Source organism: Micromonospora sp. NPDC005979 (assembly GCF_040614415.1).
In the GTDB taxonomy this organism is placed as follows: domain Bacteria; phylum Actinomycetota; class Actinomycetes; order Mycobacteriales; family Micromonosporaceae; genus Micromonospora.
This window is the reverse complement of the sequence record NZ_JBEXUR010000014.1, coordinates 95,688-116,585: the sequence shown is the minus strand read 5'-3', so window position 1 is coordinate 116,585 and position 20,898 is coordinate 95,688. Positions and strand designations below refer to the sequence as shown.

General features: G+C 71.5%; 19 protein-coding genes and 1 tRNA gene. 9 read left to right on the top strand and 11 right to left on the bottom strand.

Translation table 11 applies throughout. The features are described from left to right. Positions 1 to 114 precede the first annotated feature (114 nt). Positions 115 to 915, bottom strand: a complete 801-nt coding sequence (locus tag ABZ272_RS23110) for an S-methyl-5'-thioadenosine phosphorylase (protein ID WP_355051997.1) — start codon at positions 913 to 915, stop codon at positions 115 to 117. 172 nt (positions 916 to 1,087) lie between these two features. On the opposite strand from ABZ272_RS23110, the gene ABZ272_RS23105 reads away from it, so the two are divergent. Further along, on the top strand, positions 1,088 to 1,678 hold the full coding sequence (locus ABZ272_RS23105) for a YqgE/AlgH family protein (protein ID WP_355051996.1): 591 nt from the start codon (positions 1,088 to 1,090) through the stop codon (positions 1,676 to 1,678). Between the two features lie 87 nt (positions 1,679 to 1,765). Beyond that, a tRNA-Ala gene (locus ABZ272_RS23100) sits at positions 1,766 to 1,838 on the top strand. Positions 1,839 to 1,854: 16 nt separating this feature from the next. Here ABZ272_RS23100 and ABZ272_RS23095 read toward each other — a convergent pair. The 7 genes from ABZ272_RS23095 to ABZ272_RS23065 all read right to left on the bottom strand — a co-directional run bounded on the left by ABZ272_RS23095 (position 1,855) and on the right by ABZ272_RS23065 (position 10,428). Continuing rightward, positions 1,855 to 3,135: a HAMP domain-containing sensor histidine kinase gene (locus ABZ272_RS23095; RefSeq protein ID WP_355051995.1), complete on the bottom strand. Its 1,281-nt coding sequence runs from the start codon at positions 3,133 to 3,135 to the stop codon at positions 1,855 to 1,857. Beyond that, positions 3,132 to 3,788 carry a response regulator transcription factor gene (locus tag ABZ272_RS23090; RefSeq protein WP_355051994.1) on the bottom strand — a complete coding sequence of 219 codons (657 nt, stop codon included), beginning with the start codon at positions 3,786 to 3,788 and terminating at the stop codon, positions 3,132 to 3,134. The genes ABZ272_RS23095 and ABZ272_RS23090 overlap by 4 nt, the downstream gene beginning before the upstream one ends. A 70-nt stretch (positions 3,789 to 3,858) precedes the next feature. Then, positions 3,859 to 5,118 carry a cation:proton antiporter gene (locus ABZ272_RS23085; protein WP_355051993.1) on the bottom strand — a complete coding sequence of 420 codons (1,260 nt, stop codon included), beginning with the start codon at positions 5,116 to 5,118 and terminating at the stop codon, positions 3,859 to 3,861. Continuing rightward, positions 5,115 to 6,368 carry a cytochrome P450 gene (locus ABZ272_RS23080; protein WP_355051992.1) on the bottom strand — a complete coding sequence of 418 codons (1,254 nt, stop codon included), beginning with the start codon at positions 6,366 to 6,368 and terminating at the stop codon, positions 5,115 to 5,117. Before ABZ272_RS23080 ends, ABZ272_RS23085 begins: the two co-directional genes overlap by 4 nt. Continuing rightward, entirely contained in the window at positions 6,365 to 7,354 is a 990-nt protein-coding gene (locus ABZ272_RS23075) for an alpha-hydroxy acid oxidase (RefSeq protein WP_355051991.1), read from the bottom strand. Before ABZ272_RS23075 ends, ABZ272_RS23080 begins: the two co-directional genes overlap by 4 nt. A gap of 1 nt (position 7,355) precedes the next feature. Continuing rightward, a complete protein-coding gene (locus tag ABZ272_RS23070; RefSeq protein ID WP_355052040.1) occupies positions 7,356 to 8,918 on the bottom strand; it encodes an FAD-dependent oxidoreductase in 1,563 nt (520 codons plus the stop codon). Continuing rightward, positions 8,911 to 10,428, bottom strand: a complete 1,518-nt coding sequence (locus ABZ272_RS23065) for an aromatic amino acid ammonia-lyase (RefSeq protein WP_355051990.1) — start codon at positions 10,426 to 10,428, stop codon at positions 8,911 to 8,913. Before ABZ272_RS23065 ends, ABZ272_RS23070 begins: the two co-directional genes overlap by 8 nt. A 63-nt stretch (positions 10,429 to 10,491) precedes the next feature. Here ABZ272_RS23065 and ABZ272_RS23060 point away from each other — a divergent pair, with 63 nt between their 5' ends. Then, a complete protein-coding gene (locus ABZ272_RS23060) occupies positions 10,492 to 12,030 on the top strand; it encodes an NAD(P)-binding domain-containing protein (RefSeq protein ID WP_355051989.1) in 1,539 nt (512 codons plus the stop codon). After that, a complete protein-coding gene (locus ABZ272_RS23055) occupies positions 12,020 to 13,402 on the top strand; it encodes a fatty acid--CoA ligase family protein (RefSeq protein WP_355051988.1) in 1,383 nt (460 codons plus the stop codon). The genes ABZ272_RS23060 and ABZ272_RS23055 overlap by 11 nt, the downstream gene beginning before the upstream one ends. Positions 13,403 to 13,458: 56 nt before the next feature. Here ABZ272_RS23055 and ABZ272_RS23050 read toward each other — a convergent pair whose 3' ends face one another. Then, the gene (locus tag ABZ272_RS23050; RefSeq protein ID WP_355051987.1) at positions 13,459 to 14,625 is read right to left on the bottom strand and encodes a hypothetical protein; all 1,167 of its coding nucleotides are present in this window, start codon (positions 14,623 to 14,625) and stop codon (positions 13,459 to 13,461) included. A gap of 282 nt (positions 14,626 to 14,907) precedes the next feature. After that, complete coding sequence (locus tag ABZ272_RS23045; RefSeq protein ID WP_030490864.1) at positions 14,908 to 15,030, bottom strand: 50S ribosomal protein L36; 123 nt, start codon at positions 15,028 to 15,030, stop codon at positions 14,908 to 14,910. A 138-nt stretch (positions 15,031 to 15,168) separates the two neighbouring features. Here ABZ272_RS23045 and ABZ272_RS23040 point away from each other — a divergent pair, with 138 nt between their 5' ends. Continuing rightward, positions 15,169 to 16,074, top strand: coding sequence for a lytic polysaccharide monooxygenase (locus ABZ272_RS23040; protein WP_355051986.1), 906 nt, complete (start codon positions 15,169 to 15,171; stop codon positions 16,072 to 16,074). A gap of 24 nt (positions 16,075 to 16,098) precedes the next feature. Here ABZ272_RS23040 and mgrA read toward each other — a convergent pair whose 3' ends face one another. Continuing rightward, entirely contained in the window at positions 16,099 to 17,094 is a 996-nt protein-coding gene (mgrA, locus tag ABZ272_RS23035; RefSeq protein WP_355051985.1) for an L-glyceraldehyde 3-phosphate reductase, read from the bottom strand. 104 nt (positions 17,095 to 17,198) lie between these two features. Here mgrA and ABZ272_RS23030 point away from each other — a divergent pair, with 104 nt between their 5' ends. The 4 genes from ABZ272_RS23030 to ABZ272_RS23015 all read left to right on the top strand — a co-directional run bounded on the left by ABZ272_RS23030 (position 17,199) and on the right by ABZ272_RS23015 (position 20,844). Then, on the top strand, positions 17,199 to 17,696 hold the full coding sequence (locus ABZ272_RS23030) for a hemerythrin domain-containing protein (protein ID WP_355051984.1): 498 nt from the start codon (positions 17,199 to 17,201) through the stop codon (positions 17,694 to 17,696). A 55-nt stretch (positions 17,697 to 17,751) separates the two neighbouring features. Then, positions 17,752 to 18,996 (top strand): histidine kinase, encoded by a 1,245-nt coding sequence (locus ABZ272_RS23025; protein ID WP_355051983.1) that lies wholly within the window; start codon positions 17,752 to 17,754, stop codon positions 18,994 to 18,996. Continuing rightward, positions 18,993 to 19,643 carry a response regulator transcription factor gene (locus ABZ272_RS23020; protein WP_355051982.1) on the top strand — a complete coding sequence of 217 codons (651 nt, stop codon included), beginning with the start codon at positions 18,993 to 18,995 and terminating at the stop codon, positions 19,641 to 19,643. Before ABZ272_RS23025 ends, ABZ272_RS23020 begins: the two co-directional genes overlap by 4 nt. A gap of 124 nt (positions 19,644 to 19,767) precedes the next feature. After that, positions 19,768 to 20,844 (top strand): hypothetical protein, encoded by a 1,077-nt coding sequence (locus tag ABZ272_RS23015; RefSeq protein ID WP_355051981.1) that lies wholly within the window; start codon positions 19,768 to 19,770, stop codon positions 20,842 to 20,844. Positions 20,845 to 20,898 lie beyond the last annotated feature (54 nt).

The following is a 20,898-nucleotide window of genomic DNA, read 5'->3' as shown; positions in this document are numbered from 1 at the left end:
GCCTCCGCTCGCGCGCAGGGGCGACCGTGGGCCGCCCTCCCGATCAGCCGAATCTATCGGGATGTGACAGACCTTTCGGGCTTTTCCGGCGTCCGGGAGGTCGTCCGGGAGCGCTCAGGGGAGCGCGAAGGGCAGTTTGATGCCGTCCAACGCCCGACCACACGCGCAGTCCTGCTCGGCGGGGAGCGCGGCCAACGCGTCCAGCAGCACGTCCCGCAGTCGGTCGGTGTTGGCGGCGAACACCCGGAACACCTCGTCCTGGGTCACCGTCTCGCCCGCCTGCACCCCGGCGTCCAGGTCGGTGATCAGCGCGATGGAGGAGTAGCAGAGCGCCATCTCCCGGGCGAGCACCGCCTCCGGATGGCCAGTCATGTTCACGACAGTGCCGCCGATCGACGCGTACCAGCGGGACTCGGCACGGGTGGAGAACCGGGGGCCCTCGACCACCACCACGGTCCCGCCGTCCACCGCCGTGACGTCCCGCCCGGCCGCCGCGGCGAGCAGGGCGTGGCGGCCCTTCGGGCAGTACGGGTCGGCGAACGGCACGTGCACCGCGCCCTCGTCGTAGTAGGTCTGCGCCCGTCCGCTGGTGCGGTCGACGAGCTGGTCCGGCACCACGAACGTGCCCGGGCCCAGCTCCGGGCGCAGCCCGCCGACCGCGCACGGCGCCAACACCTGGCGTACGCCGAGCGAGCGCAGCGCCCACAGGTTGGCCCGGTACGGAATCCGGTGTGGCGGATACCGGTGGTCGGAACCGTGCCGGGGCAGGAACGCCACCCGGCGCCCGGCCACCTCCGCGATGGTCACCGCGTCCGACGGCGGACCGTAAGGGGTGCCCAGCTCATGGGGGGTGCCGTCGAGGAGCGCGTACAACCCCGAGCCGCCGATCACCGCGAGGTCCGCCGTCGGTGCCATGGAACCTCCGTCGCAACTGTCCGATCACCCGCCGCTCAGACCTTAGCCAGCGCCCGGGACGCAGGCTATGGTGCCAGGCATGGCGTTGACAGCGCGGCTGACACCGATGCACCGTGCGGAGGCGGCGGATGACGGAACCCGGGTGCGGGCTCACGGCTGACGGGTAGGTGGGATGCAGGGAGAGGGCCAGGCGATCGGCGGACGAGCGATGGAGTTGATGACCGGGCGGCTGCTGGTCGCGACTCCGGCGCTCAAGGACCCGAACTTCGACCGTACGGTGGTGCTGCTGGTCGCCCACGAGCCGGGCGGCGCACTCGGCGTCGTCCTGAACCGGGCGACCGAGGTGCCGGTGGCCGAGGTGCTGGGCGACTGGAGCGACCTGGCTCGCCACCCGGCGGTCCTCTTCGAGGGCGGCCCGGTGCAACCCGACTCGGCGATCTGCCTGGCCCGGATGCGGCAACCGATACGGCGGCTCAAGGGTTTCCACCAGGTGTCCGGGGCGGTCGGCACGATCGACCTCTCCGTCGACCCGGAGAAGCTGCGGGAGAGCATCGGAGGCATCCGGGTGTTCGCCGGCTACTCCGGCTGGGGCAGCGGCCAGTTGGAGCAGGAGATCGCCGACGGGTCCTGGTTCGTGCTGGACGCCCTGCCCGGCGACGCCTTCGTCGACCGCCCCGACGACCTGTGGCCGATGGTGCTGCGCCGGCAGGGCGGGATGATGGCCGCCGTCGCCCACTTCCCGCCGGACGTGGCGCTGAACTGACCCGGCCGGGTGGGGACCCCGCGAGATGACCATGCGGGCGGGTCTGTGTATAGTTTCCGAGTGCCCGGGCGACCGGGACGACAGCAAGGGGCCGTGGCGCAGCTGGTAGCGCACCACACTGGCAGTGTGGGGGTCAGGGGTTCGAGTCCCCTCGGCTCCACCCTTGTTTGTGCAGGTCAGCGGCTTGGTCGGGAATACCGGTCAGGCCGCTGACCTGTTTCGTGTCGCGCCTCTCGGCCCACCGAGGCGGTCAGGGCAGCCCGGGGCGGAACCGTCGGTAGCCGGACGATGAAGGTCGCCCCGGCGCCGGGCCGGCTGTCGGTGGAGATCGTCCCGCCGTGGCTGGTGACCACCTCCTTGAGGAGAGCCAGGCCCAGACCGAAGCGCCGGTCCGCAGCCCCGGCGCCGCGGTGGAAGCGGTCGAAGAGGTGTGGCGCGTCGGCGGGGTCGAAGCCGGCTCCGCTGTCCATGACCACCAGATCCGCGCTCCGACGGGAGGTGTGCAGCGCGACGTCGATGCGACCGCCCCTCGGGGTGTGGGTGAGGGCGTTGGCGAGCAGTTCGCCGACCATGCGGCGCAGGGCCGAGGCGATGCCGCAGACGAGAACCGGGGTGTCCGGGACGCTCATGTGCAGCTGGACGCCCTGCTCCGCGGCGCGGTCGGCCTCGCAGTCGACGGCCTGGGCGGTGAGGAGGGTCAGGTTGACGGGCTCGGAGGGGTGGCGGTCGACCGGGGTGGCGGCGAGGCGGGCAGAGAGCAGGAGCTCGTCGACGATCTCACCGAGCCGGCCGGTGGTCTCGATCAGGCGGTCGTAGTCGGCGCGGTCGGCGCCGGCGCGGCGGGCCAGGATCTGGGCGCGGGTGTGTACCTGGGCGATGGGGGTGCGCAACTCGTGGCTGGCGTCGGCGACGAACCGGCGTTGCCGGCCGAGCGCCTCGGCGAGCGGCGCCACGGCTCGGCGGCCCACGGCGATGCCCGTGAGCGCTGCCGCGGCGAGGCCGACGATCGCGGCGAGGAGGAAGGCGGCGAGCAGGTGACGCCGGTCGGAGATCTGGAAACGCGCGTCGAACACCGCTTGCACGACTCCCGTGCCGCGGGGCTGGGTGCGGACGTAGTAGGTCGTGCCGTTGCGGTCGATCTTGTCGCTGTGGACCTGGCCGTCGATGGCCGCCGCGTCGATGGCGGACCGCAGGGGGAAGCCCGGCGGGGGCGGGTTCCGGCCCAGGTCGATGCGGCCGCCGTCGGACAGGATGATCCAACTGCAGGCCGGCGGTCCGTTGATGGTGCCGTGGACCACGCCGTAGCTGAGCTCGCGTTCGATCTGTTCGTGCTGGCTGTGCAGCAGAGCGACGTAGGAGATGGCGGCGGCCAAGGCGAGCAGCGCCGTCATCGTGAGTCCGACGAGCAGGCTGACCCGCGCCCTGGCCCGGCGCAGCATGGTGTCCTCGAAACTCACAGCGTCCCCAGCTTGTAGCCGAGACCGTGGACGGTCCGGATCACCGAGCGGCCGAGCTTGCGACGCAGGTAGTAGACGTACGTGTCGACCAGCGACGCCGCGGCAGCCTCGTCGAAGACGCGGCTGCGCAGCTCGGAGCGGGAGTGGACGGTGAGCGGCCGGGCCGCGAGCACCCGGAGCAGCTCGAACTCGCGTGCGGAGAGGGCGATCCGGGTGCCGTCGGGCAGGACGGCGTCGCGCGCGGAGAGGTCGAGCTGGCCCGACCCGAATCGCAGCACCTCGGTGGAGTCGGTGACCCGGCGGCAGAGTGCCCGGATGCGGGCGCTCAGCTCGTCCAGGTCGAAGGGCTTCGTGAGGTAGTCGTCGGCGCCCGCGTCGAGGCCGGCGACCCGGTCCTCGACGGTGCCGAGCGCGGTCAGCAGCAGCGCCCGGGCGGCCACCGCCCGGGAGCGCAGCCGGACGACCAGGTCCAGCCCGTCGAGGGCGGGCAGGCGTCGGTCGATCACCATCACGTCGTACGGCCGGGTGAGCCCCAGGTGCAGACCGCGCTGGCCGTCGGGGGCCTGGTCGACGAGGTATCCCTCGCCGGTCAGCGTCTCGGCCACCATCCCGCGTAGCTCCGAGTCGTCCTCGACGAGCAGGAGTCGGTTCATGGGTAGATAGTGACACCGACTCATCGACATGTCTCTATATTCCGGAAAACTTGTCGTCGCAAACAACAATCTACGGGGTTCCGGCGGTCACGAGCGAGGGTTCAACGGCGCGAGTGCGGGTCTCGCGCCGTTCGATCCAGCTCAGCAGCGGTGTCGTCATCAGCGTCGTGATGAGCGCGACCAGCACCAGCACCGTGAAGAGCGACGGGTTGACGATGCCCGCCTCCAGACCCACGTTGAGCGCGATCAGCTGCATCAGGCCACGGGCGTTCATCAGGGCACCGACGCGCAGGGCGACCCCGTTCGGCTCACCGCGCATCCGGGCCGCGGCCCAGCAGGCGCCGTACTTGCCGGCGATCGCCACGGCCACACACGCGGCGGCGAATCCGAGGACGGCGGGATTGCCCAGCAGCGCGAACTCGGTGCGCAGCCCGGAGTAGGTGAAGAACAGCGGCAGGAACACCGTCGCGGCGATCGGCGACAGCGTGTCGACCACCTTGTCGGTCTGCTCGGAGCGCGGCATCACCACCCCGACCGCGAAGGCGCCGAAGACCGCGTAGAGCCCGATCTCGTCGGTGTACCAGGCGACCAGGAAGAGCAGCGCCACCGTGCCGAGCAGCCGCGCGCGGTCGCTCGGGAACCCCATCAGGTAGCCGGTCACCCGCCGCCCACCCAGCCACAGCGCCACCCCGAACAGCACCGCGCCACCCGCGGTGACCACGGCCGGGCCGGCTTCGCCCGAGGCGAACGCCAGCACCACCGCCAGCATGATCCACGCGACCATGTCGTCGATCGCGCCGCTCGCCAGGGCGACCATCCCATGCCGGGTACCGGTCTGGCCGCGCTCGGTGATTATCCGGGCAAGCATCGGAAAGGCCGTGATCGCCAGGGCCACGCCGACGAACGCCGCGGACACACCGAGCGACACGTCGTCCGCGCGGATCGGTACGGAGCCCGCCACGCCCAGGACCAGCAGGATGCCCAACACCAGCGGTGCCGTGACACCCGCGAGCGACACCGCGCCCGCCGTGCCGGCGAGATTGTTCAGCCGGTGGGAGGTGAAGGCGTACCCGGCCTGGAACATGAACAGCACCAGCCCGACCTGGCCGACCACGTACAGGATCGGCAGCAGCGGCGCGGGAAAGAGCGTGGCCTGCGCGCCCGGCCAGAGCAGGCCGAGCAGCGACGGGCCGAGCAGCACCCCGGCGAGCATCTCGCTCACGACGGCGGGCTGGCCCACCTTGCCGAGGAGCCAGGCGACCAGCTTGCAGAAGAGCAAGATGACCGCGACCGCGATGAAGAACCGCGGGGCGAGTTGAGTGGGCGTCACGAGCCGACCTCCTCGAAGAACCGGGTGCACAACTTCTGTCGTCGGGCGTCGACGACCATCCATGTCCCGCAGGCCAGCTGCTTGACCGAGCGGCCCACGTCGAAGAGTCGGTCGCGCTCCCGCATCAGAGCGAGCCGGTTGCGGCCGGGCCCGGCAAGGCCCCGGGGCGTCAGGTACGCCGGACCACGACTGGGCAGCGAACGGGTGTGCGCTGCCGACGACGCGACCGAGAAGCGCCGCAGCACCTCCCGGGTCGCCGCGCGGAGCTGGACCGGTGCCGAGCCGCGCGCTGGACAGGCCCGGTTGGCGTTCACGCCGTACGGGATGAAGTGCGCGTCCTGCCGACGCAACGACAGCCAACGGTCGGGGTCGAACTTGTCGTCGGCGGCGGGACCGGTGCGCTGGTAGGCCCGGTAGTTGAAGAGCAGCACCGATCCGGTGGGGAGAGCGTGATCTCCCACGGTGATGGGTCCGGAGGTGATCCGGTGTGCGATACCGAACAGCGGGTACACGCGGAGCGTCTCGTCGATGATCCGATCGAGGGAGTCGTCCGAGGTGTCCTCGACGGACCGGGCGCACAGCAGGATGTGTGTCATGGCCTCCGACATCTGCACCACGGCCGTGTTGAAGAAGGCGCCCTGGAGGTACCAGGCGGTCTCCAGAGCGGTGAAGGGCGGCGGCAACACGACCGGGCACGTCCCCGCGTCGATCCGGTCCAGCAGGTAGCGCGTCACGCGGTCCCGCCGGGACATGTGCCGCAGACTCATCCCCTTCAGCGCCGTGACCACGTCGTCCGCGTTCGCCACGATGAGGTCCCGCACCTCGCGCGGGCAGGATGCGCCGAACACCAGCTCGTACGAGACCTCGGCCCAGATGGGCATCATCAGGTCCCGTAGCCGTACGTGACTGGTCCGGGCGGTCGGGAGTTCGTCGAGGATCCGCCGGGTCGCGGCCGTCGCCAGCTCGTCGGAGCGCGCGTGGGGGACGGCCAGCACCTGACGCGTCGTCCGCGCGACCGTCTTGTACGCCTCGCCGGGCTCCAGGTGCTCCTGATGCATGTGTGGACCGGGCGCGAGCCAGTACCAGAAGAGGTCCGACAGGGCCGCCCCGCGGCTGCGCCCGTCGGCGGCCGGGTGGCTGTAGACCCGCTCGAAGTCCTCCGGCCCCACGAGCGGCCCGGGCACCGCGATGCCCTCGCTCCCGTTGATCCGCTGGAAGATCCACTCCCGGAGGTCGACCACGGCCTTCACCGGGTCACCACCTGATCGGGCGTCAGGTCGGCCGGTCGCCGCGCTCCGGCCAGGGCGAGGGCATGATCCAGCTCACCGGTGATTCGTTCGAGCACGTCCCGTACGCCCACCGACCCGGCCGCCGCGAGCCCGCGCACCACCGGACGCCCCACCAGTACCGCCCGCGCCCCGAGCGCCAGCGCGATCACCACGTCGGTGCCGCCGCGCACACCCCCGTCGAGCAGCACCGGAAGCTGCCCTCGCACGGCATCCACCACCGCGGGCAGAGCGTCGAGCGTGGGAACCGTCCCGTCGAGCTGTCGTCCGCCGTGGTTGGACACGATCACACCGGCGGCACCGTGCTGGACCGCGAGGCGGGCATCCGCGGGATGCAGGATTCCTTTGAGCAGGATCGGTAGTCCCGTGACACCGCGCAGCCACCCGATCCGGTTCCACCCCGCCGTCGCGTCCATCGCGATCGAACGCACCCGGCCCGTCGCGTCGCGCATGTTCTCGCAGGCGTAGCCGGGCGGCAGGTCCGTGAAGCCGTTGCGCAGGTCACGCTCGTGTCGCCCGAACACCGGGGAGTCCACGGTCACCACCAGCGCCTGGCAGCCCGCCGATTCGGCGCGCTTGACCACGTACTCCGTGAAGTCGAGGTCGGGTTGCGGGTACAGCTGGAACCACAGCGTCCCGCCCGCCGCCGCGATCTCCTTGACCGGCTGGGTGGCGGCCATGCTCACCACCATCGCCGTGCCGGCCGCCGCAGCCCCCCGCGCGGTGGCCACCTCGCCCTCGGGATGCGCGAGTCGATGGAAGGCCGTCGGAGCGACAAGCACCGGTGCGGCCAGCGACGTACCGGCCACCGTGGTCCGCAGGTCGCGCTCGCCGGTCGCCCGGAGCACCCGTGGCACGAGCCACCGTCGCGCGAAGGCCTCCTCGTTGGCGGCCAGGGTGCGCTCCCGCCCGGCGCCGCCCTCGAAGAAGTCCTGGTGGACGGGGTCCATCTCAGCCCTCGGCACCGGACAGGCAACGCCGGAGGAACTCCTCGAGCGGCCGAACGTGGACGTCGGGCCGATCCCACCGGTTCTCCAGGTTCTCGGCGAGGTGGTGGGTGCTGATCAACTGGCCCTCGCGGCGGTAACGGACCACCGGGTGCAGGTACGCCGCGTCGTGCGCCTGCCCGATGGAATCCTGGGCGATGCGGGACACGGTGATGTCGAACGGGTCCACCTGGTCGTGGTCGGGCCCGTACTCGAGCGTGACGACGAACGCCTGGTCGTACTCGTGGTCGGCGGTGTGCAGGCCCGTCGACACGAGGTAGTCCACCGGCACCTCCTCGTGGTACCGGGCCTCGTCTCCGGCGACGGTGAGTACGTCGGCGAGGAACCCGAACTGCTGCCACAGGGCCGAGCTGCGGTTGACTCTCTCGATGACGGCCGCGGTCATGGCCGCCGGCTCCGCGGTGAGCTGGTCCGACGGCCACTCCGTGGCGTCGTACCGGCGGGCGAGGATCCGGTGCAGAGCGCGCACGGCGTAGCGGAAGCCGTGTACGAAGCCGCTCGTGGACTTTTTGAAGTCGCGTACCTGCGAGATCGTTCCGGCGAAGAACAGCCCCGGCACGTTCACCGACTCCCACGCTTCGGTCTGTGCCGGGAACCGGTCGGAGATGGCGAGCTGGGGTCGGGCCGAGGAATCGAAGATCGAGTCGTCGAATCGGAATCCCGTACACGCCAGCACCCGGTCGTAGTGCAGCTCCTTCACGACCTCGTTGACCCGGGAGAAGCTGAACGTGACCTTGTAGCCCGTACCGTCGCGCTCGATGCTCTTGATCGTGCCGTCGAGGATCGCGTTCGCCGACTTGAGCTGATAGGTGTCCAGGAAGTTGTTGTTGACCGCGCGCAGATGCCCGACGTAGTGGGTACGCCACGCCATCCGGACCGGGCTGGGCCCCGCGACGTGGATCAGTGTCGTGGTCTCCATGAGGCTGTCGGCGGTCTCGAAGGCGGAGTTGCCCTTGCCGATGATCAGGACCTTCTGGTCGAGATAGTCACGCGGCTCGACGCTCATCACGTCGTACCCCTCGGCCAGCTCGAATCCGGCGATGTCCGGCTCGTAGGTCTTCGAGACGCCGGTGGCGACGATCACCGCGCGGGCCTCCCAGCGCCGGTCGCCGGCCTCGACCGTGAAGACGTCGTCGTGCTTGGACACGCGGGTCACCCGGGTGCCGTACCTGACCTTGACGCCCGTCTTCGCCGCGAAGTCGGCGAGGTACCGCACCATCACGTCGGCGTCCGGGAAGTACCGCTCGGTGTACTGCGTGAACAGCAGCGCCGGATCGTCGGTGAGGAGGGAGTTCCAGTCGAGCCGCAGGTTCAGTTCGGGATCGTCCGTGCCGGTGTGCGGCTTGTTGATCGAGATGAGTGTCCGGTGCCGCGGATAGGTGGCGAAGAAGGCCCCCGGCCCGTCGGCGCCCTCCAGCACCAGATAGTCGCGCTTGCCGTCGGACTCGAGCAGGGCCGCGAGCTGAAGACCGGCCGGCCCAGCCCCGATGATCAGGTAATCAAGCATCACGGCGCTCACCGTACGAGCGGGAAATCAGAGATTTTTCAAGCTTTTCCAGAATCGCGACCACTGTTCGCACGTCACCGTCGAGTGGTCGATCCGGATCGATCGGGGCGATTGCCTCCTCCAGGGCCCGGAGAGCGCGGTCGCAGCCCGCCGCAGTGGGACGGCGTGCCCCCACGTGCACCGCCTGGCGCAGCCCCAGCCCCAGCGAACCGGTGATCAGACGCAGGAGTTCAGCCTGGTCCAGGGCGCGGAGCGCGGCCTGCGTGCCGAGCGGGATGACATCCTGGTTGTGCAGGTTGGTGGGGAGGCTCTGCGCGCTCGCGGGCACGGTGTCCCGCCTGATCTCGGTGATGAGCGCCGTCGACGCGAGCTGGACGCCCTGTAGCCCGTGCTGCTGACCCGGCCCCGCCGCGAGCATCGGCGGCAGTCCGCCGTTGCGACCCGGATCCACCAGCAGGTCGAGCTGGCGTTCGGCGAGGTTGCCGATCTGGGCGATCACCATGGACAGGACGTCGGCGGCGAAGGCGGCGGGCTGGCCGAAGAAGTTGCCGCCGTGCACGACCTTGTCGTCGTCCGGAAAGAACAGCGGGTTGTCGCTCACCCCGCCGAGGTCGGCCGCCACGACGCCGTCCACATAGCGTAGGGCGTCCTCGGCCGCTCCGAGCAACTGCGGCGCGCAGCGGATGCTGTACGGCTCCTGGAGGGGTCTGCTGCCGGACGGCCGCAGCCCGGCGCAGGTCGCCCGCATCGCGGCGCCGACGTCGATGGCGCCGGAGTGACCGTAGGCGGCCAGTAGGGCGGGGTCGAGGAACTGCGGGTCGCTGCCGAGCAGGTCGGCGAGGAGGCACGTCAGCATCTGCACCACGCGGTGCGCGGCGCGGACCCGGTCCAGGGCGAGGGTCAGCGCCGCGGTGGTCAGCGACGTGCCGTTGACGAGCGCGAGCGCGTCCCGGCCGTCGAGCGGCAGCGGCTCCAGCCCGGCCTTCGTCAGTGCGTCCCCGGCGGGCATCCGTACGCCGTCCACATAGGCGTGTCCACGGCCGCGCAGCGCCTGGGCGGCGGCACCGAGCGGGATCAGATCGCCGCTGGCGCCCACCGAGCCGAGCCGGGGCATCGCCGGCGTGAACGTCGTGCCGAGCATGGCCGCGAGCGCGTCGATCACGTGCGGCGAGACCCCGGACGCGCCCCGGGCCAGGGACCAGGCGCGCACCAGCAGCGTCGCGCGTACGACATCCGGGGCGAGGTCGGGTCCCTGACCCGCGCCGAGGTGGGCGAGGGTGTTGTCGGCCTGGTCGCGTTGGTCGGCTCGGCCCGCGTACCCCACGAGCGCCCCGAAGCCGGTGGTGGCGCCATAGATCGCCCGGTCGTCACCGAGTGCCTTGCCGAGGAATGTGCGGCCGGTCGTCACCCGGTTGCGTACCTCGTCACTGATCACGAGCGTGACCGGGCCGGCCGCGAGGCGCAGGTCGGCGGGGTGCAGCGGTGCTGCCAGATCCACCTGAATCGTCATGCAAGCGGATGCTAGAAACAGTTTCTCAGAGCGCTCTGAAATCGCCTCAGTACATTTCGCCGCATGACGCACGATTGCCTGATCATCGGAGCCGGGCCGGCGGGTTTGCAGCTCGCGGCCCTGCTCGAGCGCGACGGTCACGACTACGTGGTGCTGGAGGGCGGCCCCCGTCCGGGCATGTTCTTCGAGACCTATCCCCGGCACCGCCAGTTGATCTCGATCAACAAGGTGTGGACCGGCTCGGAGGACCCCGAGTTCAATCTACGGTCGGACTGGAACTCGCTGCTGTCCGACGATCCGGCGCTGTTGTTCAAGAACTACAGCACGCGTTACTTCCCCGCCGCTGACGATCTGGTGCGTTATCTCGCCGACTTCGCGCAGGGTCTGCGCGTCAGTTACGACACCCGGGTGACGGCGGTGTCGAAGACCGGTGACGTGTTCACGGTGCGGGCCGGCGACCAGGTCTTCGAGGCCCGCAGAGTCGTCGTCGCCACCGGCGTCTCCCAGCTCTACGTGCCGCCGATCGAGGGCGTGGAGTTGGCCGAGCGCTACGACACCGTCTCCGTCGACCCCGCCGACTTCGTCAACCAGCGGGTGTTGATCGTCGGTAAGGGCAACTCGGCGTTCGAGACCGCCGACGCGCTGATCGAGACCGCCGCGACGATTCACGTCGCCGGACCGCACTCCATCAGGCTGGCCTGGCAGACCCATTACGTCGGACACCTGCGCGCGGTGAACAACAACTTCCTGGACACCTATCAGTTGAAGTCGCAGAACGCCGTCCTGGACGGCACCGTGGAGCGGATCAGTCCACGGGAGGGCGGCGGGTACCGGGTGCTCTTCCGGTACGCCCGGACGGTCGAGAATCTGCGCGAACTCGAGTACGACCGGATCATCCTCTGCACCGGGTTCCGCTTCGACGCGTCGCTGTTCGCCGAGTCGGCCCGGCCGGAGCTGGTCATCAACGATCGGTTCCCGGCGCAGACCCCGGCCTTCGAGTCGGTGAACGTTCCCGGGCTCTACTTCGCCGGCACCCTCAGCCAGCAGCGTGACTTCAAGAAGTCGACGAACGGCTTCATCCACGGCTTCCGCTACGCCACCCGGGCACTGCACCACATCATCCGCGAGCGGCACCACGGTGAGCCCTGGCCGTCCCGGCAGATCGCGCTGACGCCGGAGGCGATCGCCGCCTCGATCATCACCCGGATCAACGTGACCTCGGCGCTGTGGCAGCAGTTCTCGGTGCTCGGCGACGTCATCACCGTGCAGGGCGAGGCCGCCCGCTACCGGGAGGAGGTGCCGGTCGCCTATCTGCGGGACGCGGAGCCGGACGTGTTCGCGTTCGTGATCACCCTCGAGTACGGCCCCGACCACGACCACGTCGACCCGTTCGACATCACCGTGCCGCGCCCGGCCGAGAACGACGCGACAGCCGCCCAGGACGCCACCTACCTCCACCCGGTGGTGCGGGTGTGGCGCGACGGGCAGGTCGTCGCCGAGCACCACCTGGCGGAGAACCTGGAGAACACCTGGAACCTGCCGACCGTGCATCAGCAACCCCTCGAGGTCTTCGTCAAGGGTGTCCTCGCCGATGCCCGCTGACGTCTGGCCGCAGCCCGTCCTGGACCTCCTGAGCGCCGGCGGGGACCGGCCGGTCTTCGAGGACGGGCCGGTCGTCACGACCGCGTCGGAGATGGCGGGTCTGATCCGGCGCGTCGCGGCCGGGCTGCGCTCGTGCGGCGCGGGACCCGGGGTGGGGGTCACGCTCGACCTGCCGGTCACCGCCGTGGCCTTCGCCGCCACGGTTGCCGCCTTCGCCGTGGGCGCGCGGGTGTCCGGCTGGCGTGCCGACCTGAGCCCCGCACAACTGTCCGGTTCCCTCGTGGTCGACCCGACCCGGTTGGCCTCGTTCGCCGAGTATCCCGACGACGGGCTGCCACTCGTCGCGGCGGGACGCCCCGAGGATCCCGCACGGATCATCTGGACCAGTGGGAGCACGGGAACACCGAAGGGTGTGGTGCAGACCTACGCCGCCATGTCGGCGTCCTGGGTCCCGTACCCGGACCGGTGGCCCCCGGCCATCGCCGAACTGGCCACCCGGATGCAGCGCTACCTGGTCTTCGGATCGCTGGCCAGTCAGGTGATGCTGGAGTACGGCATCCTCGCCCTCGTGGCGGGTGGCACCCTCGTCGTGGCCCCCCGGCCGGTCTTCCCGGACGCCCTGGTCGAGCACCGGGCCTCGGCGAGCGTGATCACGGTCGGCAAGCTGCACCAGCTGATCCGGGACCAGCGCGCCCACCCGGTGGACCTGCGTCACCTGCGGGCGCTGATGGTCTCCGGGTCGCCCCTCGCGCCGGGCCGACTGGCGGAGGCGCTCGACGTGCTGGGTCCGGTGCTCTTCCACGGCTACGGCCAGACCGAGACGTCGATGATCGCGATGGCGACCCCTGCCGAGATGCTCACCGACCCCGCCATCCTCGCCACGGTCGGCCGCCCGGCCGTGGAGGTCGCTCTTCGCGACGGGGAGATCTACGTCCGCACACCGGCGCAGGCATCGTCGTACTGGCAGGACCCGGCCGAGTCGGCCGAGGTGTTCGTGGACGGCTGGGTACGGACCCGTGACCTGGGGGAGTTCGACGCCGACGGTTACCTGCGGCTGCTCGGACGCACCCGGGACGTGATCATCGTCAACGCGCAGCTGGTCCACGCCGGAGTGGTGGAGCGGGTGCTCGCCGCCGACCCCACGATCGCCGAGGCGTACGTCGTCGGCGATTCGGACGAGACGACCGGCGAGGCGGTGCACGCGTTCGTGGTGCCGGCGGCCGGGAGGACACCCGATCCGGACCTGTTGCGCAAGCTCGTGGCCGCACAGGTGGGCGACCTCGCGGTGCCGCGCACCGTCAGGGTCATCGACCGGGTTCCGCTCGCCGGCAGCGGCAAACCCGACAAGAGCCAACTCCGACAGCTCCGGTAGCGGGGTTGCGCGAGACGCCCTGACCGAGGCGGCGGTCAGGGCGTCTCTTCGCCGGGCTACTGGCCGAAGCGCGCGCGGATGTCGTACACGTAGGACGCCTTCTGCCAGATCACCGAGAAGCGACCCGTCGGGCTGGACGCCGGCTGCGCGTAGCGCCCGTCGGGCGCGATGATCTCGTCCGCCCCGAACGTGCCGTCCGAGCCGATCGTCCGGGCGTGCACCTGGGTGGTGGAGACGTCCGGACCCCATGCCTGCCAGGTGACCAGGCCGTCGCCGTCGTCGTCCAGGGCGACCTTCGGCCAGTCGCCGACGCCGAGCCGGGTGACCGTGCCGAGGGCTCCGGTGCTGGAGATCGAGCGGGCGAAGACCTGCCGACCCTCGGGAGTCCAGCGGCCCCAGGTCAGCACCGCGTCGCCGTCCAGATCGCCGGCGAGTTCGTCGAAGAGGCTCAGCTCGTGGGCGGCCGGCGAGACGCTGAGGACGCTGCCCAACGTGTCGGTGTGGCTGTAATGCCGTGCCCGCAGGCGGGGCGGCTCACCCGCTTTCGACCATCGGTAGCTGACCACCGCGTCCCCGTCCCGGTCCACGGCGAGCGAGACGCTGGCGTACCGCACGTCGGTGGCCCGCCCGGCGATGACGCGCAGCGGCGCGACCCCCTCCGGGCGCACGCGGCGTGCGACGACCCGCTCATAGCTCTCCGTCCAGGCGACGACGGCGGTCCCGGCGCGGTCGATGCCCACGACCGGCTGGTCCGCACCGACACCGAGGGTCAGCTCCGGGCCGAGGGAGCTGTCCGCGCCGAAGTAGCGGGCCTTCGTCGTGTACGCGCCGTCGCGGATCTCCGTCCAGGTGACCAGCGCCAGCCCCGACGGGTCGACCGCGACGGCCGGACTGACCCCGTGCCACGTGGCGATCATCTGGAGCGGACCCAGCTCGCCGGTGGCGGACACCCGCCGGCCGGCCACGAGGCCGTCCTGTATCCACACCACCGCGGAGTCGCCGTCGTCGTCGGACGCCACCTTCGGCCAGAGCGCGGACGGGCCGAGTGGCGAGAGCGTCTGGATCGGGCCCAGTACGCCGTCCGCCGACACGGTCTGCGCCTTCACCTGGTCGTAGCAGCCGCTCGCGTTGCTGTCGCAGCCGGACCAGGCCAGCAGTGAGTCACCCTGCCGGTCGACCGCCACGAAGGGTTGGTCCTGCCCGCTCCAACCGGGCTCCGACACGACCTGGATCGGCGACCACGTGGCCGCCCACGCGGGTGCCGGAACGGCCGCCAGGGCCGCCAAGACGCCGATCACAGCGGCGGTGAACTGTCGCGTACGCCGTCGGTTGGCTGTTCTGTCTGCTCCGTGCACCGTCGCCCCCTCGATCGATGAACATGCTTGATCAAGGGGCATGATGCCATCGACCGGGCCGCACCGCGCGGCGAGAACCGAGACGCGAAACGCCCCGACCGGATGATCCCGGTCGGGGCGTTGTCGACGATCTGTCCGTTAAGAGGCTTATCAGCCCTGGCGGCTCTTCCACTGCGGATTCGCGCGGTTCACCACGACCACCCGGCCGCGACGGCGGACCACCACCGAACCGGGCTTCTGCTTGAGCGCACGCAACGAGCTACGTACCTTCATGTCTGCCTCCTCGGCCTGGGGGTCTGGCCTGTATCGGTACCGGTTATCGGAACGCTGGGGACCGCCGCGCGATTCCCGGCCCCCGGGCGTCGAACCTTTGACCTCCCGCGCCCGTACCAGTGGCGGGAGGTTCAAGCCATGAGGGTGCGTCGGATGCTCGTCGTGGTGCTCGTCGTCGTGGCGGCGGCACCGCTGGGCTCGGTGCCCGGCTGGGCGCACGGCGCCCCCACCGATCCCGTCAGCCGGGCGGCGGCCTGCGGGCCCGAGGGCCGGTACGCGTCCACCAGCGCCTGCCAGGCGGCCGTGGCGGCCGGCGCGGCGGTGCGCGAATGGGACAACGTACGCGTGGCGGCCATCAACGGTCGGGACCGGGAACGGATCCCGGACGGGGAGCTGTGCAGCGGCGGGCTCTCCGCGTACCGGGGGCTGGACCTGCCCCGCACCGACTGGCCGAGCACCCGGTTGACCACCGGAGCGACGTTCACCTTCCGGTACCGGACCACCATCGAGCACCGGGGCACCTTCCGGCTCTACGTCACCACGCCCGACTACGACCCGCGTAAACGGCTCACCTGGGCAGATCTGGAGCCGCGTCCGTTCCTGACGCGGACCGACCCGCCGGTGCGGGCCGGCGCCTACCAACTGGCCGGCCGGCTGCCCACGGGCCGTACCGGCCGTCACCTGATCTACACGATCTGGCAGAACTCCAACACCCCGGACACCTACTACTCCTGCTCCGACGTGGTCTTCGCGGCCCCGCCCGGCACCGAGAAGCGGGCCGCCACGACGAAGGCCTCCGCGCGTACCCCCGCGAGCCGGCCGGAAGCCAGCGAGTCGGCGGTGGCGGCGGCGGCCGACCCGGGCGTGCCGGTGGCGTCGGTGCGCGACCTCGACGGCCGGTGGCCGGTGCTGGCCGGCGCGGCCGTCGTGCTGGTCCTGGCGGTACTTGTCGGAGTGGGTCGGCGGCGGCGCGACACCGTCGCCCCGACGGGACCACGGTGCGAGGTGCGCAACCACCGGGCCGGGCGGCGCCGGATCTGGTGACCCGGCCCGCCCGTGATCCGGCGGTCAGCCCAGCAGGCGGTCGATCTCGGCCAGGTCGTCGGCGTCGAGGTCGAGGTGGTGTACGGCGGCGATGTTGGTCTCCAACTGCTCGACGCTGCTCGCCCCGATGATGAGGCTGGTCATCCGCGGATCGCGCAGCGCCCAGGCCAGCGCGAGCTGGGCCAGGGACTGACCGCGCCGCTCGGCGACCGCGCCGAGCCCCCGGATGGTCGCCATCTTCTCGTCGCCGAGGTCGCTCTCGTTGAGGAAGACGCTGGTCCGCACCCGCGAGTCGGCCGGGATGCCCTTGAGGTACCGGTCCGTCAGCAGGCCCTGCGCGAGCGGGCTGTACGCGATGCAGCCGGCGCCGACCTGCTCCAACGTGTCGAGCAGGCCGTCGTCCTCGGTCCAGCGGTTGAGCATCGAGTACGACGGCTGGTTGATCAGCAGCGGCGTGCCCAGGTCGCGCAGGATCGCCGCGGCCCTCGTGGTCTGCTCCGAGTTGTAGTTGGAGATGCCCACGTAGAGGGCCTTGCCGGAGCGGACGATGGCGTCCAGCGCGCCCATCGTCTCCTCCAGCGGCGTGTCCGGGTCGAACCGGTGCGAGTAGAAGATGTCGACGTAGTCGAGGCCCATCCGGCCCAGCGACTGGTCCAACGACGAGATCAGGTTCTTACGCGAGCCCCACTCGCCGTACGGGCCGGGCCACATGAGGTAGCCGGCCTTGCTGGAGATGACCAGCTCGTCCCGGTACGGCTTCAGGTCGGTGGCGAGCATCCGGCCGAAGTTCTCCTCCGCCGAGCCGGGCGGCGGGCCGTAGTTGTTGGCCAGGTCGAAGTGGGTGACGCCGAGGTCGAACGCGCGCCGGACGATGTCGCGCTGGCGCTCGTACGGGCGGTCCGGGCCGAAGTTGTGCCACAGGCCGAGAGAGACGGCGGGCAGCCGCAGGCCACTGCGTCCGCTGCGCCGGTAGGTCATGGTGTCGTAGCGGTCTTCCGCGGCGAGGTAGGTCACGATCATGAGCCTAGCCCCGGTCCGGCGTGCCCGAGATCGGGCGTGGAAAGCCGGACATCGGGGTAGTTTCGACCCGACCGACCGGCACAGCACCGCGGAAAGTGAGCGACGTGGACGACATCACCGCACTGATCCTGGACGACCACGCCGCCTTCCGGCGCGGCTTCGCCCGCCTCGACGACGCCCGCGACGAGCAGGAACTGCTGGCCATCTGGGACGCCCTCGCCCTGCACCTGGACATCCACGCCGAGGCGGAGGAGGCGATCCTCTACCCGCACCTGGTCAAGCACGGCGACGACGGCGAGGACGAGACGGAAGACGCGATCGGCGACCACAACAAGATCCGAGACGCCATCGCCGAGTCCAAACTGCACCCCGTCGGCTCGAAGCCCTGGTGGGAGGCGGTCGGTACGGCCCGCCGGGAGAACAGTGAACACCTGGCCGAGGAGGAGGACGAGGCGCTGCCCGACTTCCGCCGGCACGCCAGCTTCGAACTGCGCGCCGAGCTGGGCCAGCGCTGGCTGACCTTCTACGGCGAGCACAAGAACGGCCGCGACCTGCCGTTCCGCGACAAGGACCCGCAGGGGTACGTGGCCGACCACCGCTGAGATCTCCCCGCTGCGGGGGAGTCGCGCACCCGGTCCACGCCAGCAGAATGACCGGATGACCCTCCGCGCGGCGCTGGCCCCGCTGGTCGCCGGCAGCACCTGGCGACGCGGCGTGTTCCTGCTGCTCGGCGGCGTGCTGGCCCTGCCGTACGGGGTCCTCGCGGTGACCTTCGCGCAGATGCTCACCGACTCGGAGATCCCCCGCCCGCTGGTGTACGTCCTGTTGGTGGTCGCGGGGCTGATCGCCGTGGTGCCGCTGCTGCTGGACGGCAGCCGGGCGCTGGAGATCGCCGCCGTACGGGCGCTGCTCGGCGTCGACCTGCCCGACCCGGCCCCGGGACACCGGGGCGACCGGGAGAGCCGCCTGCGCAGCGCGCTCTGGATCGCCACACACCTCATCGTCGGCGCCCTGGTGATGACCGCGCTGTTCAGCGCCCTGCCGATGGCGCTCGCGTTCATCGCGCAGCAGTTCGGTGTGGGCGACGAGCTGACCAGCCGCGAACGGTTCGGGCCGCTGGACGGGCGGGACAGCGGCTGGCTCACCCTCGCTGGGGTCGCCCTGCTGGTCGGCCTCGGCTACGCCGTGGCCGGGCTCGGCGCGCTCGCCGTGTCGATGGCCCCGGTGCTGCTCGGCCCCGCCCAGGCCGAGCGGATCGCCGCCCTGGAGGCGCGGGCCACCCGGCTCGCCGAACGCAACCGGCTGGCCCGCGAACTGCACGACTCCGTCGGTCACGCGTTGACCGTGGCGACCCTCCAGGCCGGCGCCGCCCGTGAGGTGTTGGACTCCGACCCGGAGTTCGTCCGGCGCGCGCTGACCGCCATCGAGGACGCCGGCCGGACCGCGATGGACGAGTTGGACCACGTGCTGGGGCTGCTCCGCGAGACCGGCGAGGGCCGGCCCTCGGTGGCGCCACAGCGTACGCTCGCCGACCTCGACCGGCTGGTCACCGACGCCCGGGCGGCCGGGCTGACGGTCCACGACAGCCGCGCCGGCGATCCCACGGCGGTGCCCGCGGTCGTCTCCCGGGAGGGTTACCGCATCGTCCAGGAGGGACTGACCAACGCCGCCCGTCACGGCCACGGGCCGGTGACGCTGCGGCTGGACCTGCACCCCGATGCCCTGGAGTTGGAGATGGAAAATGCCCTCGGCCGACAGCGCCGCTCCGATCCGGGTCGGGGCGGGCGCGGCCTGGACGGCATCCGGGAACGGGTGCTGCTGCTCGGCGGCCGGCTCACCGTCGGCCCGGACGGCGACCGGTGGCTCGTCCGAGCCCGCCTGCCGTACGAGGACGCGCGATGAGCACCGGCGTGCTGATCGTCGACGACGACGAGCTGATCCGGGTCGGGCTGCGGGCCATCATCGACGCGCAACCCGACCTGCGGGTGCTCGCCGAGGCCGCCGACGGCGCCGAGGTGCCGCCCCTGGTCGCCCGGCACCGCCCGGACGTGGTGCTGATGGACGTGCGGATGCCCGGCATCGACGGCATCCAGGCCACCCGCCACCTGCTCGCCACCTCCGCCGACCCGCCCCGGGTGCTGGTGGTCACCACGTTCGCCAACGACGAGTACGTCTACGAGGCGCTGCGCGCCGGCGCGTCCGGCTTCCTGCTCAAGCGGGCCCGCCCGGCGGAGGTCGTCGAGGCGGTCCGGGTCGTCGCGGCCGGGGAGTCGCTGCTGTTCCCGGCGGCGATCCGCCAGCTCGTCGGGGCGTACGGGCCGGTGGGCGGGGACCGCCTGCAAGCCGCACGCCTCACCGAGCGGGAGGCCGAGGTGCTGCGGCTGATGGCGACCGGCCGGTCCAACCCGGAGATCGCCGCGCACCTGGTCGTCGGGGTGGAGACGGTCAAGACGCACGTCGGCAACGTGCTGGCCAAGCTGGGCGTCCGCGACCGTACCCAGGCGGTCATCGCCGCGTACGAGTCCGGCTTCGTCACCCCGTCCGGCTGATCCCTCGGCCGGCCCCTCCCGGCCGTTCCCTCGGCCGGGGGCTCCCGGCTGTTCCCTCGGCCGGGGGAGTGGGTTCACCGCCGCCCGGGAGGGGATCGGTCGCCGATCGGTCGAGGCTGGGAGCATGACGACGATCAATGACCTTCGAGCCCGTACCGACTCCCGCTGGCCCGACCGGCTCGCCCCGCTCGCCGCCGGTTGGCTCGGCCTGTGGGGCGTACTCGCCCTGCTCGGCACGCTCACCGGCGCCGGCTACCCGTTCGGCCCGAACGACCCCCACGGCGGTGACGTCAGCCTGCTGCGCCTGGTGCCGGTGGACGTGGCCACCCCGCTCTTCGCCGGAGTCCTGCTGACCGCGGCCGTGGCCGCCCTCGCCATGAGCCGCCCGGCGGTCCGCCCACCCGGCCCGCTGCGGGCACTGCTCGCCGGCTACGGCTGGGCGGTCGCGTTCCTGCTCGCCGTGGTCGTGCCGGACGTGCGCGTGCTGGTCATCCTCGGCTACCTGCCGATCCTGATCGTCGGCGCGCCGTTCGGCTGGCCGCCGGTCGACTACGCCGACATCTTCAACTGGGCCCTGTTCGGCCGCTTCGCCGCGCTGCTCGGCGGGCTGCTGCTGGCCGGCGCGGTGCTCGCCTGGCAACGCCGTACCGCCGCAAGCTGCGTCTCCTGCGGGCGGGACGGCACCGACCGTGGCTGGACCACCCCGGCCGCCGCCGCCCGCTGGGGTCGGTGGGCCACCGGAATCGCGGCGATCATCCCGGTGACGTACGCGGCGATCCGGTTCGCCTGGGCCGCCGGCATCCCGCTGGGCATCTCCCGGGAGTTCCTGACCGAGATGCAGGACAGCGGGCTGGTCTGGGCCGGGTTCGGGCTGGCCGCCTTCGCCACCGCGGGCGCGATCCTCACCCTCGGCCTGGTACAGCGCTGGGGTGAGCGGTTCCCCCGCTGGATGGTCGGGCTCGCCGGTCGTCGGGTGCCGGTGAAGCTGGCCGTGGTGCCGGCGACCCTGGTCGCCATCTCCGTCACCGCGGCGAGCCTCGGCCTGCTCAGCAACCCTCAGTTCTGGGAGCTCACCGGCGGGACCAGCCTGACCGGGGCGCCGATGCTGCTCTGGCCGGTGTGGGGAGTTGCGCTCGGCGCGGCCGCGTACGCGTACCACCTGCGCCGTCGGGGCGCCTGCGCGCGCTGCGGCAAGGGCTGAGGGTGGCCGTGAGGGCTGACAACTGTCGGCGTGTCGGTCGTCAATAGTGCTCAT

Bases quoted from the DNA above. Each gene is read 5' to 3' on its own strand.
- ABZ272_RS23110 (WP_355051997.1), bottom strand. From the start codon at position 915: ATGGCACCGACGGCGGACCTCGCGGTGATCGGCGGCTCGGGGTTGTAC.
- ABZ272_RS23105 (WP_355051996.1), top strand. From the start codon at position 1,088: ATGCAGGGAGAGGGCCAGGCGATCGGCGGACGAGCGATGGAGTTGATG.
- ABZ272_RS23090 (WP_355051994.1), bottom strand. From the start codon at position 3,788: ATGAACCGACTCCTGCTCGTCGAGGACGACTCGGAGCTACGCGGGATG.
- ABZ272_RS23075 (WP_355051991.1), bottom strand. From the start codon at position 7,354: ATGGACCCCGTCCACCAGGACTTCTTCGAGGGCGGCGCCGGGCGGGAG.
- ABZ272_RS23070 (WP_355052040.1), bottom strand. From the start codon at position 8,918: ATGCTTGATTACCTGATCATCGGGGCTGGGCCGGCCGGTCTTCAGCTC.
- ABZ272_RS23065 (WP_355051990.1), bottom strand. From the start codon at position 10,428: ATGACGATTCAGGTGGATCTGGCAGCACCGCTGCACCCCGCCGACCTG.
- ABZ272_RS23060 (WP_355051989.1), top strand. From the start codon at position 10,492: ATGACGCACGATTGCCTGATCATCGGAGCCGGGCCGGCGGGTTTGCAG.
- ABZ272_RS23055 (WP_355051988.1), top strand. From the start codon at position 12,020: ATGCCCGCTGACGTCTGGCCGCAGCCCGTCCTGGACCTCCTGAGCGCC.
- ABZ272_RS23045 (WP_030490864.1), bottom strand. From the start codon at position 15,030: ATGAAGGTACGTAGCTCGTTGCGTGCGCTCAAGCAGAAGCCCGGTTCG.
- ABZ272_RS23040 (WP_355051986.1), top strand. From the start codon at position 15,169: ATGAGGGTGCGTCGGATGCTCGTCGTGGTGCTCGTCGTCGTGGCGGCG.
- mgrA (WP_355051985.1), bottom strand. From the start codon at position 17,094: ATGATCGTGACCTACCTCGCCGCGGAAGACCGCTACGACACCATGACC.
- ABZ272_RS23025 (WP_355051983.1), top strand. From the start codon at position 17,752: ATGACCCTCCGCGCGGCGCTGGCCCCGCTGGTCGCCGGCAGCACCTGG.
- ABZ272_RS23020 (WP_355051982.1), top strand. From the start codon at position 18,993: ATGAGCACCGGCGTGCTGATCGTCGACGACGACGAGCTGATCCGGGTC.
- ABZ272_RS23015 (WP_355051981.1), top strand. From the start codon at position 19,768: ATGACGACGATCAATGACCTTCGAGCCCGTACCGACTCCCGCTGGCCC.